At 44.0% G+C, this 16,447-nt stretch carries 14 protein-coding genes and 1 pseudogene; 14 read left to right on the top strand and 1 reads right to left on the bottom strand.

What is annotated here, in order from left to right:
- Positions 1 to 289: 289 nt before the first annotated feature.
- From ABF638_RS21550 to ABF638_RS21485, 14 genes are all read left to right on the top strand, one after another.
- Positions 290 to 1,486: a site-2 protease family protein gene (locus ABF638_RS21550; RefSeq protein WP_435025020.1), complete on the top strand. Its 1,197-nt coding sequence runs from the start codon at positions 290 to 292 to the stop codon at positions 1,484 to 1,486.
- A gap of 310 nt (positions 1,487 to 1,796) precedes the next feature.
- Entirely contained in the window at positions 1,797 to 3,167 is a 1,371-nt protein-coding gene (der, locus tag ABF638_RS21545; protein WP_435025019.1) for a ribosome biogenesis GTPase Der, read from the top strand.
- 142 nt (positions 3,168 to 3,309) lie between these two features.
- A complete protein-coding gene (locus tag ABF638_RS21540) occupies positions 3,310 to 4,230 on the top strand; it encodes an energy-coupling factor transporter transmembrane component T family protein (RefSeq protein WP_435025018.1) in 921 nt (306 codons plus the stop codon).
- 326 nt (positions 4,231 to 4,556) lie between these two features.
- Entirely contained in the window at positions 4,557 to 4,889 is a 333-nt protein-coding gene (locus ABF638_RS21535) for a hypothetical protein (protein ID WP_435025017.1), read from the top strand.
- A gap of 158 nt (positions 4,890 to 5,047) precedes the next feature.
- Positions 5,048 to 5,326 (top strand): transcriptional coactivator PipX, encoded by a 279-nt coding sequence (pipX, locus tag ABF638_RS21530; protein ID WP_069068710.1) that lies wholly within the window; start codon positions 5,048 to 5,050, stop codon positions 5,324 to 5,326.
- A complete protein-coding gene (locus tag ABF638_RS21525; protein ID WP_435025016.1) occupies positions 5,323 to 5,991 on the top strand; it encodes a YggS family pyridoxal phosphate-dependent enzyme in 669 nt (222 codons plus the stop codon). The genes pipX and ABF638_RS21525 overlap by 4 nt, the downstream gene beginning before the upstream one ends.
- A 366-nt stretch (positions 5,992 to 6,357) precedes the next feature.
- Entirely contained in the window at positions 6,358 to 6,960 is a 603-nt protein-coding gene (locus ABF638_RS21520; protein WP_435025015.1) for a cell division protein SepF, read from the top strand.
- A gap of 106 nt (positions 6,961 to 7,066) precedes the next feature.
- Entirely contained in the window at positions 7,067 to 7,885 is an 819-nt protein-coding gene (gene proC / locus ABF638_RS21515) for a pyrroline-5-carboxylate reductase (protein ID WP_435025014.1), read from the top strand.
- Positions 7,886 to 8,019: 134 nt separating this feature from the next.
- Positions 8,020 to 10,695, top strand: coding sequence for a DEAD/DEAH box helicase (locus ABF638_RS21510; protein ID WP_435025013.1), 2,676 nt, complete (start codon positions 8,020 to 8,022; stop codon positions 10,693 to 10,695).
- Positions 10,696 to 11,088: 393 nt separating this feature from the next.
- Positions 11,089 to 12,228 carry a sulfate ABC transporter substrate-binding protein gene (locus ABF638_RS21505; protein ID WP_435025012.1) on the top strand — a complete coding sequence of 380 codons (1,140 nt, stop codon included), beginning with the start codon at positions 11,089 to 11,091 and terminating at the stop codon, positions 12,226 to 12,228.
- 107 nt (positions 12,229 to 12,335) lie between these two features.
- The gene (gene cysT / locus ABF638_RS21500) at positions 12,336 to 13,196 is read left to right on the top strand and encodes a sulfate ABC transporter permease subunit CysT (RefSeq protein ID WP_435025011.1); all 861 of its coding nucleotides are present in this window, start codon (positions 12,336 to 12,338) and stop codon (positions 13,194 to 13,196) included.
- Entirely contained in the window at positions 13,183 to 14,058 is an 876-nt protein-coding gene (gene cysW / locus ABF638_RS21495; protein ID WP_435025010.1) for a sulfate ABC transporter permease subunit CysW, read from the top strand. Before cysT ends, cysW begins: the two co-directional genes overlap by 14 nt.
- A gap of 148 nt (positions 14,059 to 14,206) precedes the next feature.
- Positions 14,207 to 14,470, top strand: a complete 264-nt coding sequence (locus ABF638_RS21490; RefSeq protein ID WP_435025009.1) for an NIL domain-containing protein — start codon at positions 14,207 to 14,209, stop codon at positions 14,468 to 14,470.
- Positions 14,442 to 16,040, top strand: coding sequence for an Hsp70 family protein (locus tag ABF638_RS21485; RefSeq protein WP_435025008.1), 1,599 nt, complete (start codon positions 14,442 to 14,444; stop codon positions 16,038 to 16,040). The genes ABF638_RS21490 and ABF638_RS21485 overlap by 29 nt, the downstream gene beginning before the upstream one ends.
- A 79-nt stretch (positions 16,041 to 16,119) precedes the next feature.
- Here ABF638_RS21485 and ABF638_RS21480 read toward each other — a convergent pair.
- Positions 16,120 to 16,389, bottom strand: a pseudogene (locus ABF638_RS21480) (Uma2 family endonuclease); the annotation flags it as partial.
- Positions 16,390 to 16,447: the final 58 nt, after the last annotated feature.

Here is a 16,447-nt window from a genome sequence, read left to right as displayed (position 1 = left end):
AATCGCCGTCTCTACAAAGGACTGATTCTTGTAAAGACGGCGATTTATCGCGTCTCTTGCCTTAACCGAACCGTATTGGCTCTGCTCCCTGCTCCCTACCCCTCTGCCTCTTTTGAATGCCCAATGACCAATGCCCACAACTAGCAGCCATTAATTGTCTATTCTAGAAAGTAAGAGCATTGCGTCATTCGGCACTACCGAATTGATGCTTAATAATAAATTTGTATACAAGTATGCGTAGTATTCCAGTATAAAAACTACTGGCAATATTTAGTTTTAGGACAATGTAATGCAAACAAATTGGAGAATTGGGTCTTTATTTGGAATTCCCCTATTTTTAGACCCATTATGGTTTGTGATTTTAGGGTTGGCAACCCTCAATTTTGGGGTAGCTTATCAGGAATGGGGGAATCTTATAGCTTGGAGTGCTGGAATAGTTATGGCACTGCTGCTATTTGGTTCAGTATTGTTACATGAGTTGGGTCATAGCTTAGTAGCCCGATCGCAAGGCATTAGAGTTAATTCAATTACTCTATTTATGTTTGGCGGGATTGCTGCTATTGAAGAAGAATCTAAAACTCCTCTCAAAGCTTTTCAAGTTGCGATCGCTGGGCCTTTGGTCAGTATCATCCTATTTTTCTTGCTCCAGCTATTAACTATTGTGATACCTGAGACTAATCCTCTTAGTGTCATGGTTGGAGATTTGGCGAGAATTAACTTGGTGGTGGCTCTATTTAACCTGATTCCCGGCTTACCTCTAGATGGGGGGCAAGTGTTAAAAGCAGCACTATGGCAAATAACAGGTAATCGCTTTCAAGCCGTACACTGGGCTGCAAAGGCGGGGCAAATATTGGGTTATGCTGCGATCGCTTTAGGATTTGTTGTAGATTTCGTGACAAGGGAGTTAGTAGTTGGTTTGTGGATTGCGCTGTTAGGTTGGTTTGCTGTCCGCAATGCCAGCAACTATGACAACATGACTACATTGCAAGAAAGCCTACTCAAGGTGGTGGCGTCCGATGCAATGACCCGTGATTTTAGAGTTATTGATGCTGACCAGACATTACGCTCCTTTGCCGATTTATACCTCTTGGAAACCGCTCCCTCACAGGTTTATTTTGCTGCTTCTGATGGACGTTATCGGGGTCTAGTTTCCATTGACGATTTCCGTTTAACCCAAAGGAGTCAATGGGAAACCGAAACCTTACACAGCATAGTACGTCCATTGACAGAAATACCTACCGTTGCAGAATCAACATCGATGGCTGAGGTAATTAACAAGCTAGAAAATGAGCAGTTACCTAGAATTACCGTGCTTTCTCCCGCTGGTGCTGTAGCTGGTGTAATTGATCGGGGAGATATTGTGCGATCGCTGGCACAAAAGTTAAATTTACGGATAACCGATGCTGAAATTAAGCGCATCAAGGAAGAAGGAAGTTATCCACTGGGGTTGCAACTGGGAGCAATCGCGAAATCAGCTACAAATTAAACGTCACAACTTCGTCATAGGTTTGCAATCGATACGTCAAAAGCGTGTGTGATATTTAATTTGGTATTTGGTTACAAAATGCTTTTTTTGGGTAAAAGGTAGGAAATCCTACCTTTTTTATTTTTAAAAGCATGACATCACTGAATAGGTGGGCATTGGAATCCAAGCAAATCTTACTCATCTTTTCTTTCCTAGTCCCCAATACCCAGTCCCTAGTCCCCAGTCCCCAAAAATTAAATTAAAACTTCAAGTTTAAAGTGAGTAAAATGTAAGTACATGATATACTACGTCTCTCACTTACCCTGGTTTTATGGCACTGCCAATTGTTGCAATTATCGGACGCCCAAATGTGGGCAAATCCACCCTGGTTAATCGACTCGCCGGGGAACAAACGGCGATTGTCCATGATGAACCGGGAGTGACACGCGATCGCACTTACATGCCGGCTTTCTGGAATGGCCGCGAATTTTTAGTGGTAGACACTGGTGGTTTAGTTTTTAATGATGATACCGAATTTTTACCACTGATTCGCCAACAGGCAATGACAGCCCTTGCAGAAGCATGTGGCGCTATTTTTGTAGTCGATGGTCAAACAGGCCCCACATCGGCAGATTTAGAAATCGCCGAATGGATGCGCCAACAACGCGTACCTGTACTACTAGCTGTAAATAAATGTGAATCCCCAGAACAAGGCTTAATGCAAGCTGCCGAATTTTGGGAATTGGGATTGGGCGAACCTTACGCCATCTCCGCAATTCATGGCAGTGGTACAGGAGAGTTACTCGACGAGTTAATTAATCACATACCTGCTGTTGAAGACATCCCAGAAACAAATGAAATAAAAGTAGCAATTGTGGGACGCCCGAATGTGGGCAAATCGAGCTTACTCAATTCTTTTGTCGGGGAAGAAAGGGCAATTGTCAGCCCAATTTCCGGCACAACCCGCGATGCTATTGATACCGTTATTGAACGGGATGGACAAACTTATCGCTTGATTGACACTGCCGGTATCCGCAAAAAGAAACACATCGAATACGGCACGGAATTCTTTAGTATTAACCGTGCTTTCAAAGCGATTCGCCGCGCTGATGTGGTTTTATTAGTAATAGATGCTGTAGATGGAGTTACTGAGCAAGACCAAAAATTAGCTGGGCGGATTATCGAGGAAGGTCGAGCTTGCATCATCGTCGTTAATAAGTGGGATGCCGTCGAAAAAGACTCTTACACAATCTACGACTACGAAAAAACTCTGCAATCACGGTTACATTTTACCGAATGGGCAGAAACAATTTTTGTGAGTGCCTTGTCAGGACAACGGGTAGAAAAGATTCTCGAATTGGTGAAAACGGCGGCTGAATCACACAAACGCCGTGTCAGCACATCAGTAATTAACGAAGTTTTAACAGATGCCGTCAGTTGGCATTCACCGCCAGCATCTCGCGGTGGGCGTCAGGGCAAGATTTATTATGGTACACAAGTTAGTAGCCAACCACCAACGATCGCACTATTTGTCAATGATTCTAAACGCTTCAACGACAACTACCGCCGCTACATTGAACGGCAATTTAGGCAACAGCTAGGATTTAAAGGCACACCGATTATCTTACTGTGGCGGAGCAAAAAAGTCCGTGATGCTGAAAGTGGTAATGTTAACAGGGCAACTCGCGTCAAAATAAGTTAGGAGACGCGATTCATCGCGTCTGTACAAGAGAGATGCGATTAATTGCGTCTGTACAAGAGAGACGCGATTCATCGCGTCTGTACAAGAGTTATGAGTTAAAGTCAAAACTCCTAACTCGTCATTCTTCACTCCTAACTCTAAAATGGATTTATTGCGATCGCTGCCACTTGGACTTTATCTAGAACAACCCCAAACTTGGCTGCATAAAATTGATCCGCGAGTCAAGTTCGCCTGGTTGATGAGCTTTTTAACAAGCTATGTTTTGGCCAACAACCTTTGGCGTGTGCTGCTAGTGGTAGTATTAATTATTGCCACCTTGATTGCGAGAATTCCCCGACGAGTATGGCAGCAGCAAATGGGCTGGCTGTTAATGCTATCGTTTTTTATCTTAGCGATCGCAGCCATAAGTCCTGATGGAATGGGTGTAAATCATCAGCCACGCTTACCAGCTAATGAACAAATCTTAACCCAGCAAGCAAACTCCAATAATCTTGTTCAAGAGCCAGCAGCTGAGAAAAAAGAATACAGCTACGTGCTATTTCACAAAGGCCCAGTCAAAGTGACTCGCTACTCCTTAAGTTTGGCAGTACGCCTGAGTACACTTATATTTACTGTAATTTATAGTACTAACCTATATCTGTTGACAACCGCACCAGAAGAAATCACATCTGGGATAGAAAGCCTAATGCAACCCTTGCGACGCTTCAAGTTGCCCGTCACAGAAATTGCTTTAACTTTAACCTTGTCTTTGCGCTTTATTCCCCTAGTTTTAGAAGAAGTGCAAAATTTATTCCGTTCCGTGATGACAAGGGCAATTAATTGGAAAAAGCTGGGATTAAAAGGAGCATTCAAGGTTTGGATGACAGTTGCAGAGAGACTTTTGGAAAATCTGCTCTTACGAGCCGATCAAATGGCGAATGCAATGATGGTACGAGGTTTTACCAGTCCCAATGAGCATCGAGTCCAGTGGCACGACTTACGATTAAAAGGGCGTGACTGGCTTGCGATCGCAACTTTAATATTATTCTGGGGAATACGGGTAACTATAGGAACTCAGGTATAATTTTGCCCCGAATAATGGTAAGAGGTAATACAACAGAATTCAGAATTCAGGAGTCAGAATTCAGGAATCAGAAGTAAAACATTAAATTGCCGTCTCTAGCAAAGACTGATTATTGTAGAGACGGCGATTCATCGCGTCTCTTGCCTTAACCTCACAAAATTGATCCCCTAGCATTTCCTATAGATTTTAGCTATTAACCAGCCTTACTCGAACACTACAAACTAATCTCAATATTTTTGACCGACACCCTTATGAATCTCTGCACAACGCTCAGGCACAAATTCCACCACTGAAAATACTGGATAATCAATAGACCTTTTGCATAAATGGTAGTTTTCTTTCCAGTCCCCAGTACCCAATCCCCAGTACCCAATCCCCAGTACCCAATCCCTACTCCCCAATTTTGTGCCATTCAGCGACAGTTGTGGCAGTATGGAAAGAAGTTGAAAAATTCGCTGTTGCCTTTGGAAACTTCAAAGGATGTTTTTCCTTGCCAAGCCGAACTTTCAACCAGAAGATCAGGACTATTTTGTGCCTTGTCCCTACAGATTGGTAAATTGAAATCACCAAAGCAGATGGTGATGTTTATCAACCAGCCTCTACTCTCTGAATCTACGCTTCGCGGCTTCTGTTGTACCATTCCGCTTCACTACCACTAGCTTCATCTGCCCATTAGAAACTAGATCAAGGTCTTCGTAACCGCAGTTTCGCATTTTAAGCAAATATTCTGGCGAATGTTGGTATTATCGTCTGAATGTTTGGAATTCACTGCGAAAAGATATATATACTCCCACCTTGACAACACCTTGACTCTTAAATGAATCCAGAAAACGCAGAAACTTACATAAACCATCCAACTTGGGGTTTACTCTACAAAATCTGTATGGTTGATGAAAACCAGGATTTGTTCACCACACTTTATGCCCAGCGCTTATTTTTTTTGGTGGCAAATGACGTTAAAGGTGTCAAATTCCAGTCTCTAGGACGTACTGAGGCGAGAATGATGTTGGAAAATCGCTTACGTACCCTGCGGCGCAGTGGGCATTCTCAGGAGTACGATCAGCTTCAGAGTGTTTTCCAGCGCACCTTCCAATGAACAGTTCGATTTCCGAACGTATTCTTTCCATTCGCTCCTCACTGCCAACTTCAGTCAAATTGATTGCCGTTAGCAAACAAGTTTCTGCCCAGGCCATTCGGTCTGCATACACCGCAGGAATTCGTGATTTCGGGGAGAGTCGTATCCAAGAAGCTGCCAGTAAACAAGCCGAGTTGCAAGACTTACCGGATATTACCTGGCACTTTATTGGACATTTGCAAAGCAATAAAGCCAAAAAAGCCATCGAGCATTTCCCTTGGATTCACTCCGTGGATAATTTGAAGCTGGCACAGCGCTTAGACCAATTGGCGCAACAGCTAGGAGTGACTCCCCAGGTTTGCCTGCAAGTGAAAATTCTCCCCGATCCCAACAAGTCTGGTTGGAGTGTGCCAGAACTTTTGGCTGATTTACCCACACTCAATCAATACAAAAGTTTACAAATTCAAGGTTTGATGACAATTCCGCCTTCCGGATTAAATGATTCCGAAATTCTTAATGTGTTTAATCGCAATCGTGAGCTAGCAAAAGAAATCCAGGAGCAAAATTGGTCGCATATTAAAATGCAGCATCTATCTATGGGTATGTCAGGCGACTACGAACTGGCAGTGCAAGCAGGTGCAACGATGGTGCGATTAGGAACCATATTATTTGGCGATCGCTCTTAGCCGATTAATCATCAGCCTTTGAGGACGGTATTAATAGAGATCAGGATTTGTTGACAAGAATTTTGTAACAGACTGGTGCAATTGGAAACAAAGGATATAGTATTGACAAGAGCAATCGCCAAGGCAAAATAGGGTATAAAGAAGTTTCCTTCGGATAAACCTTAGGATATAATCTTGACTCATTATTATGTTTAGGCGATGCACAGACCTTTCCAATAAGTGTCAGTTCATCGCCAAAACCCGTAGTATGGGCTACAACTAGCAATACACTTGCTGAAGTATCCACCGATGTAGCGATAGCTCCTATCTCAACTAATCCTCAGCCAAGTAAATATTGGTTATTCGCACCAGGAGAGTACACACAGAATGAACAACATTTTTTCCAAACTCAGAGACTTTGTGGGTCTAAATGAGCAAGTGGAATACGAGTATTACGAAGAAGAACCAGAAACAGACAATAATTACCAAAATCTGTATCAGCAAGAAAATCCCCAACCAGCACCACAAGAAAGCACAGCCGCTCAAAATCGACGCTGGCGGGAACCAGTGCCTACAATGGGAGATGATATAGCAACAGGTCAAAAGCCAATGGGGAATGTGATTGGTATGCCAGGAGCAATTAACGGAATTTCGGAAGTTTTGGTACTCGAACCACGCACATTTGAAGAAATGCCCCAGGCAATTCAAGCGCTGCGAGAACGCAAGTCAGTGGTATTAAATCTGACAATCATGGACCCAGATCAAGCTCAACGAGCAGTAGATTTTGTTGCGGGTGGTACTTACGCACTAGATGGACATCAAGAGCGCATCGGTGAGAGCATCTTTTTGTTTACACCAAGTTGTGTCCAAGTTAGCACCCAAGGTGGCGTTCTTCATGAAGTCCCACAACCACCAGCACGTCCCTCTCGTCCTACAACAGGCCCTTCAAATCAAAGTTGGGGCAACGAAACTAATCGGATGGCACAATAAAGTTAAATTAGTTATTAGTCCTTTGTCCTTTGTCATTTGTCCTGGGTTTTGATCATAGTGACAAATGACAAACGACTGATGACTAATGCCTAATGACTAATGATCAATGACTATAAAATTTGGCTTAATTGGTGGTGGGGTAATGGGAGAAGCACTCTTATCCCGCCTTATCACGCGTGGAATTTATCAAGCATCAGAAGTCATAGTTAGCGAACCGCTATCTTCACGCCTAGATTTCTTAAAACAGCAATACGATGTTGTCGTGACGACAGATAATACTCGGGTTTTCACTGAAGCAAAAGAAGTTGTCTTTTTGGCAGTGAAGCCGCAGGTGTTTAGTGCGATCGCTCAAGAATTAGCAGATATTGATATTCTTAATAGAGAACAATCACCGCTGATCATTTCCATATTGGCGGGTGTGCCTTTAAATCAGCTGGAAGCTGCATTTGTGCAATTGCCAGTGATTAGAGCAATGCCCAACACCCCTGCAACTGTGGGAGCAGGAGTTACTGCGATTTGTTTAGGTGCATATACCAATGCCAAGCATCACCAAATAGCACAGCAAGTTTTTTCTGCTGTGGGCGAAGTGGTGGAAGTATCAGAAGGGCTTATGGATGCAGTCACAGGGCTATCTGGTAGTGGCCCGGCTTACGTGGCACTATTAGTAGAAGCACTTGCTGATGGCGGAGTAGCCGCAGGTTTACCTAGAGCAATTGCTAATCAACTAGCCTTGCAAACCGTACTGGGAACAGCGAAACTGTTGCATGAAACCAAAATGCACCCAGCAGAACTCAAAGATCGCGTTACTAGCCCTGGCGGTACAACCATTGCGGGAATTGCCAAGCTAGAACAGGCAGGATTTCGTTCAGCTTTAATTGAAGCAGTCAAAGCTGCCACAGAGCGATCGCAAGAGCTGGGAAAATAATAAAGAGTCATTAGTCATTAGTCATTGGTCATTTGCAAAGAACAAGTGACAAAGGACAAATGAGTAATGACTAATAACGAAGTTGACAAAAGACTCGTTAGTATAGTAAACAATCTGGTTGCAAATGTGATTGAGTGAATTATCCTGCACCGTCTCCAGAACTTGACTTAGGGACTATATTCCCCTTTGAACTGGATCAGTTTCAAAAAGAAGCGATCGCGTCCCTGAACGCCGGACGCTCAGTAGTCGTATGTGCCCCCACCGGTTCGGGCAAAACATTAGTCGGAGAATACGCCATTTATCGCGCCCTGGCGAGAGGAAAACGTGTATTTTACACAACTCCCCTAAAGGCGCTGTCGAATCAAAAATTACGTGACTTTCGAGAAAAATTCGGGTTTGATCAAGTCGGACTGTTAACTGGAGATGCTTCCATTCACAGGGATGCACCGATTTTAGTGATGACCACAGAAATTTTCCGAAATATGCTCTATGGCACACCCATTGGGCAAGTCGGCATCTCATTGGTAGACGTTGAAGCGGTGATCCTTGATGAGTGCCACTACATGAACGATCGCCAGCGTGGGACAGTTTGGGAAGAATCAATCATCTATTGTCCCCGTGAAGTCCAACTAGCAGCCCTCTCAGCAACGGTTGCTAATAGCGATCAACTCACCGACTGGCTAAATCGCGTTCATGGCCCAACAGACCTGATTTACTCCGATTTTCGCCCAGTCCCCTTAGAATTCCACTTTTGCAATCCTAAAGGGTTATTTCCCCTGTTGAATGATAGCAAAACCAAAATTAACCCCCGCCTTCAGAAAAAGAAGGGGAGAGGGGGAGAAAGGGACAGGGGGAGAAGTGGTAGACCTGAAGCTCCTGGTATCATTTATACCTTGAGCCAGTTAGAGCAACGGGATATGCTCCCAGCGATTTACTTTATCTTCAGCCGCCGGGGATGTGATAAAGCAGTGGCGGAAGTGGGAGATTTATGGCTGGTAAATAATGAAGAGTCCCAGATTTTGCGGCAACAGATTGATGACTTTTTAGCCCGCAACCCTGAAGCAGGGCGTTCTGGACAAATTGCACCCTTGTATCGGGGAATTGCTGCCCACCACGCCGGAATTCTGCCTGCTTGGAAAGCACTGGTAGAAGAACTATTTCAGCAAGGGCTGATTAAAGTGGTATTCGCCACCGAAACACTAGCAGCGGGAATTAATATGCCCGCCCGGACAACGGTAATTTCTACCCTTTCTAAGCGTACCGACACCGGACACCGCCTGTTGAATGCTTCCGAATTCTTGCAAATGGCGGGACGCGCAGGCCGCCGGGGGATGGATAAACAAGGTCATGTGGTGACAGTCCAAACTCCCTTTGAAGGAGCCAAAGAAGCCGCGTATTTGGGAACATCCAAGCCAGACCCCCTTGTAAGCCAGTTTACGCCCAGTTATGGCATGGTACTCAACTTGCTGCAAACCCATACCCTAGAGCAAACCAGGGAACTGATAGAACGCAGTTTTGGGCAGTACATGGCGACCTTGCATTTAAGACCAGAATATGACGAGATTGCCGAACTTGAAAGACAATTAGCTCAATTGCATGAGCAAATCGCCGCAGTTGATGAAAATGAACTGGCTATTTATGAAAAATTGCGGCAACGCCTGAAAGTGGAACGACAGATATTAAAGACCTTGCAAGAGCAAGCACAGGAAGATCGCCAAGAAGAATTGGTGATGATGCTGGGCTTTGCAGTGTCAGGAACTCTGTTGAGTCTCAAAGGCAAAAATATCACAGTGTCTTCACCAGTAACCGCAGTGTTAGTAGGAAAATCGCCTGGTTCTGGTCAAGCTCCTTACTTGGTATGCTTGGGGCATGATAACCGCTGGTATGTGGCAACTACAGGGGATGTAGTCGATTTGTACGCTGAACTGCCGCGAATTGAGGTGCCACCGAATATACTACCACCGCCAGAGATGCCCTTGAAGCCAGGACAGTCACGCCGTGGTAACGAAGAAAGCTTTGCGATCGCTGTGCGTATTCCTGATCCGATAGAATCTTTGCATCTAGCACCAGAAGTAGCAGAACAACTCAGTCGCACTACCGCCGTCCAAGAGCAATTAGAAGCTCATCCCCTACATCAATCAGGCAATGCTGCCACGCTTTTCAAGCGCCGGGCCCGCTATGTCGAACTAGAAGCCGAACTTGAACAGTTGCAAGGGCAAGTCGAGCAACAGTCACAACGTCATTGGGAAGAGTTTCTGAATTTAATCGCAATTCTGCAACACTTTGGCGCTTTAGATAACTTAGTTCCTACCCAATTAGGACGAATTGCTGCCGCCATTCGGGGCGAGAATGAATTGTGGCTAGGTTTAGTATTCGCTAGTGGTGAATTGGACAACTTAGATCCGCACCATTTAGCCGCCGCCGCCGCCGCTTTAGTGATGGAAACGCCCCGTCCAGATAGCAAAGTTAACTTTGAGCTTAGTAATGAAGTTGCAGAAGCCTTAGCCAAATTGCGGGGAATTCGTCGCCAAATGTTCCAACTACAACGGCGCTATAACGTAGCACTACCGATATGGTTGGAATTTGAGTTAATTGCCATAGTGGAACAATGGGCGCTAGGAATCGAGTGGACAGAACTCTGCGAGAACACCACCTTGGATGAAGGCGATGTGGTGAGAATTTTACGCCGGACGTTGGATTTATTATCGCAAATACCCCACGTTCCCCATTTGCCAGACTCTTTCCAACGAAATGCCTATCGGGCGATGCAGTTGATTGATAGATTCCCTGTGAATGAGGTGGTTGAATAAACGGGGCGCTCTGACGCAAAACGTAAGAATTCAGGAGTCAGAATAGTTAAAGAATTAGGAGAAAATTTGATACATAAATGTACTAATCATGCTGCATTCCTTTTAAATTCTGACTTCTGACTTCTGGGTGCTGAATGTATACCGCAAAACTAGTAGTCTGTCAAGAAGTAATTGACGGATAATTCTCTGTAGAGACGGCGATTTATCGCGTCTTTCTAATTGAAAATAAAAGCATTTGTAATTCCTCACATAACTGGTAGAATCACCATATTCTTGATAAAGAATGTGAGGTTTTTTGGTGTTTGCAACTACATATATTGAATCATCCAGTATTATAAACAGTATATAACTGTATTCCCATCGATTATTTGTAGATTTAGTGGAGGAAATGGAATGAGTTTGTGGCAACGCCAACTGAAAAGATTAGAAGCGATTGCTGAACATATAACCTATAGGTTCAGACTAAATTCGCTCAAAGGCTTTGTATCACTCTTTTTGGTAGGAACCTTATTGAGTGTGGCACTTGCCGCCTGCTCTGGTGAAACTGGGAATAATTCTTCTACAGAAGCCCCTGCTGCTAGTCCTGTGGCTGCAAGTAAGCAAAATGTTGAAGTAACCCTAGTTTCTTTTGCAGTTACCAAAGCCGCTCACGAAGCTATTATTCCTAAGTTTGTAGAACAGTGGAAGAAAGATCATAATCAAACTGTCGTCTTCAAACAAAGTTATGGCGGTTCTGGTTCTCAAACTCGCGCTGTTATCGATGGTTTGGAAGCAGATGTTGTCCACTTAGCACTAGCTGGAGACACTTCAAAGATTGAGAAAGCTGGATTAATTCAGCCAGGATGGGAGAAAGAAGTTCCCAACAATGGTATTGTCTCCAAATCAGTTGCAGCATTAGTGACTCGTTCAGGCAATCCTAAAGGTATCAAGAACTGGCCAGATTTAGCCAAAGATGGTGTGAAATTGATTACTGCTAATCCCAAAACGTCAGGCGTTGCTAAGTGGAATTTCTTAGCACTATGGGATTCTGTGATTAAAACAGGTGGCGATGAGGCTAAAGCTACTGAATTTGTGACTAAAGTTTACAAAAATGTGCCAATCTTGCCTAAAGATGCGCGGGAAGCTACAGATACATTCGCCAAGCAAGGACAGGGAGATGTCTTAATAAACTACGAAAACGAAGTTATTTTGGCACAGCAAAAGGGCGAAAAAGTTGAGTATGTCGTTCCCGACGTGAATATATCCATTGACAATCCGATCGCTGTCGTAGACAAAAACGTTGACAAGCATGGCAACCGCGAAGTTGCGGAAGGATTTGTCAAATTCCTCTACACTCCAGAAGCACAGCAAGAGTTTGTCAAATTGGGATTCCGACCAGTAGATGAGACTTTAGCTCAAACTAAAGAAGTCACAGATAAATTTCCCAAGGTGAAAACTTTGGGTACAGTTGCAGACTTTGGCAGTTGGGAAGCAATTGATAACAAGTTCTTCGCAGATGGGGGCGTGTTTGACAAGATTCAAGCCCAAAAATAAACGGTAATTAGTAATTAGTCATTAGCCAATGGTCGGTAGTCAGTAGAAAAAACAACCGACCACTGGCAAAAAGCTCCTTGTGAAATTTAAACTTTGAATTTTTGACTATGACGACTGTATCTCCTTCTGTGGAAGTTGAACGCAAAACACCGTTTTGGAAGAAATTGGGGCGGGTTCCTTGGACTTGGCGAATCACCATTGGATACCTGACGGTGATGTTGTTTATCCCCATAATTGCCATGTTCCTGAAAGCAGGTACAGAACCTCCATCTAGGTTTTGGGCGATCGCAACCAGTGATATCGCATTAGCGACATATAACGTAACTTTTGTTACAGCAATATTCGCTGCTTTCCTGAATGGCATATTTGGAACTCTAATTGCTTGGGTTCTGGTTCGCTACGACTTTCCCTTAAAGCGTTTGATTGACGCCACAGTGGATTTACCATTTGCACTACCAACTTCGGTTGCAGGGCTAACCCTGGCAACAGTTTACAGCGATAACGGTTGGATAGGTTCGCTACTAGCACCACTGGGAATTAAGGTGTCTTTTACCCGCACCGGAGTAGCGGTGGCAATGATATTTATCTCACTACCTTTTATTGTGAGAACTGTGCAACCCGTGCTTCAAGAAATGGAACATGAAATTGAAGAAGCCGCCTGGTGTCTGGGTGCTTCTCAATGGCAGACATTTTGGAAGGTGATTTTGCCACCTTTATTTCCCACGATTTTGACTGGTGTTGCTTTGGGTTTTTCTCGTGCAGTTGGGGAGTATGGGTCAACTGTGATTATCTCTTCCAATACGCCCTATCAAGACTTGATCGCACCTGTACTGATTTTCCAACGCTTAGAGCAGTATGACTATTCTGGTGCAACAGTAATTGGCATAGTTTTACTATCAATTTCGTTGGTACTGCTATTGGCAATTAATTTCTTACAAGCATGGGCAAGGCGATATGACACTAGATAAGCCAAGTTTTCACTCATCTACATCTGATACACATACAGCCGAGCCTAAAGAGCAGAAGAGTTGGGTGCCAATAGTTTTAATTGGGATAGCGATCGCCTATTTAGCCCTAGTTCAATACATCCCTGCAATCAACGTTTTTGTCCAAGCCTTCAGCAAAGGAGTTGGGCCATTTCTATCCAACCTGACGCTACCAGCCTTTCTCCATGCAGCTTGGCTAACGCTATTGTTGGCTGTGATTTCTCTGCCCTTGAATACTGTGTTTGGGCTATGTGCAGCTTGGGCGATCGCTCGTCATAAATTCCCTGGACGCGCCATAGTATTGAGCATTATTGACCTGCCCTTTTCAATTTCGCCCGTAGTCGCAGGATTAATGATTGTGCTACTTTACGGACGCAATGGGTGGTTTGGCCCTTGGCTCCAGGCACTTGATATCAAGATTATCTTTGCCTTTCCAGGTATGTTGTTGGCTACAGCCTTCGTGAGTATGCCCTTTGTGGCGCGGGAAGTGATTCCTGTTTTAGAGGAATTTGGCAAAGATCAAGAAGAAGCTGCTAGAACTTTAGGTGCGAAAGATTGGCAGATATTTTGGCGCGTCACTCTGCCCAGTATCCGCTGGGGCTTACTCTACGGTTTAATTTTGACCAATGCCAGAGCAATGGGTGAATTCGGAGCGGTTTCAGTGGTATCTGGCAACATTGCTGACCAAACCCAAAGCCTACCACTGTTTGTAGAAGATGCTTACAAACAATATGAAACTGAAGCTGCTTTCTCGGCGGCTGTACTGTTAGCGTTGCTAGCAGTAGTAACCCTAGTGCTGAAAGAGATTCTGGAACGGAAAACCCACATTAAAGATGTTGAATAGAAAAATTAAGCGATTATAGTTATTCTTTGAATAGGATACAAGCAAATCATGGGATATGGTGCAATCTACCTAGTACCTATCAAGAATTTACCATTAGGTTAAGGGTAGTTCTGTACCAATCCCGATCAGGGATTAGAATAACTCAGATATGGCTACTGACAATACACTTACCAATAAACGGATTCGACTAAGAATTCCTAAGGATTATCACCAGGAACCTGTTATTTCTCGCCTGGTGTCTGACTATGGACTGACTGTGAATATCACGGCAGCGATTTTGGGAGCCAATGCTGTCGGTGATGGTTGGTTTGACCTTGAACTACAAGGAATAATCACAAAGAAAGCAGCTTTGGCATCTTCATGCGAGAGAATAAATATAAAATATGGCGATCGCAATCGATTTTGGTACTAGCAACACAGTGATTGCTCGTTGGAACCCTGTAACCCAGCAGCCAGAAACCTTGACTCTACCAGGTTTATCAATTAAACAAAGTCTCAATCCGCCACTGATTCCCAGCTTGGTTTATGTTGAAGACGCAGCCCAAAATAAAGTCTTAGTCGGGCAACAAGTACGCGATCGCGGTTTTGACCTCAAAGGCGAAACGCGATTTTTCCGCAGCTTCAAACGCGGTATTGGTGCAAATATTCAAGGTTTTTTACCCGAATTAGATGGGCAAATTGTCACCTTTGAACAAGTCGGGCAATGGTTCCTCACTCAAGTAATTGAACAACTAGCACCCCTGGAAGGTGGCTTAGATTCTCTCGTGTTAACCGTACCCGTAGACAGTTTTGAAGCTTATCGTCACTGGTTGGGGAAAGTTTGTCAATCCCTTCCCGTCGAACAAGTGCGAATGCTGGATGAACCCACAGCCGCCGCCTTGGGTTATGGCTTGGCAGATCAAGAAATTCTCTTGGTAATTGACTTTGGTGGCGGTACTTTGGATTTGTCTCTTGTCCGATTGGATCGAGGCGTGCAAGCAACCACCAAGCCGCTGGGATTTATCCTCAAGTGGGGTAATAAGTCACTGGCTGAAGATTCAAAACAAAAAGTCAAAACTGCCCGTGTCCTGGCGAAAGCTGGGCAGAATTTAGGCGGTACTGATATTGATAATTGGTTAGTAGATTACTTTGCCAAAACTCAAGAGTTGGCGGTAAGTCCGTTGACAACAAGATTGGCAGAACGAGTAAAAATTCAGCTATCAACTCAAAATCAAGCGAGTGAAGTTTATTTTGATGATGAGACATTTGAAAGCTATGAACTAGAATTAAACCGCGATACTTTTGAAGATATTCTCAAAGAACACGCATTTTTTGAGTTACTAGATGAGTCGATGACGACACTGTTACAGCAAGCAAGACGCCAAGGGATAGAACTTCCAGATATTAATGCAGTTTTGTTAGTTGGTGGAACTGTGCAATTGCCGGCAGTGCAGACATGGATAAAACAGTATTTTGAGCCAGAAAAAATCCGTTGCGAACGTCCCTTTGAAGCGATAGCTCAAGGTGCATTACAGTTAGCCCAAGGGATACAAATCAAAGACTTTCTCTACCATAGTTATGGTATCCGCTACTGGGATCGTCGCAACCAGCGTCACAAATGGCATTCTTTAATTAAAGCTGGACAAGCATATCCGATGAGTCAAGCAGTGGAATTAGTCTTAGGCGCTTCTGTGGAAAATCAGCCCAGCATTGAGTTAATTATGGGAGAATTGGGAGCAGATACAGGTAACACCGAAGTTTATTTTGATGGCGATCGCTTAATTACTCGCCGTCTAGATGGTAATGAAACCAGCGTCAAACCCCTCAACGATCAAGAAGGCGCGAGGACAATTGCCCAATTGACACCAGCCGGATATCCTGGAAGCGATCGCATCAAAATCCTCTTTCAAGTTGATGAGCAACGCTTTTTGCGAATCACCGTTGAAGACTTGTTAACAAATGACACACTTTTGGAGAATCAACTTGTGGCACAGTTGAGCTAAAGGTTATTTATAAAGTAAAAATCAAATTTTTGTAGGGTGTGTTATGCCGTAGCTCCTTCTAATTCCAGCCGAGTTATTTCTAGCCACCCATCTTTAACCATCCAAAAACTTGATTGACGGTTAGTGCAAGTTCAATTTCTGGTAATACAGGCAAAAAGTCTTCTCCTTGGAGTAATACTGGCTGCTGCTCTGGTAGAAATACCAAGATACTGAAATCATCAGGGTCAAGAAGCCATCCAAGGCGGGTGCCATACTTTAGACAGTGGAGAATGTTCCCAATTACTTTGTTGGGTTTTTGTTCTGGCAATAGAATCTCAATCGTCCAGTCTGGCGGAAGTTCAAAATTATCAGAAAAATGGGTTTAAAACCCCGCCGTTTTAGGGCGGCTTTAATTAATTTATTTTCTT

Source organism: Nostoc sp. CALU 1950 (genome assembly GCF_051172895.1).
Lineage (GTDB): Bacteria > Cyanobacteriota > Cyanobacteriia > Cyanobacteriales > Nostocaceae > Nostoc > Nostoc edaphicum_A.
Note: the sequence above shows the minus strand (reverse complement) of the source record. Positions and strands in the feature narration are given on the sequence as shown.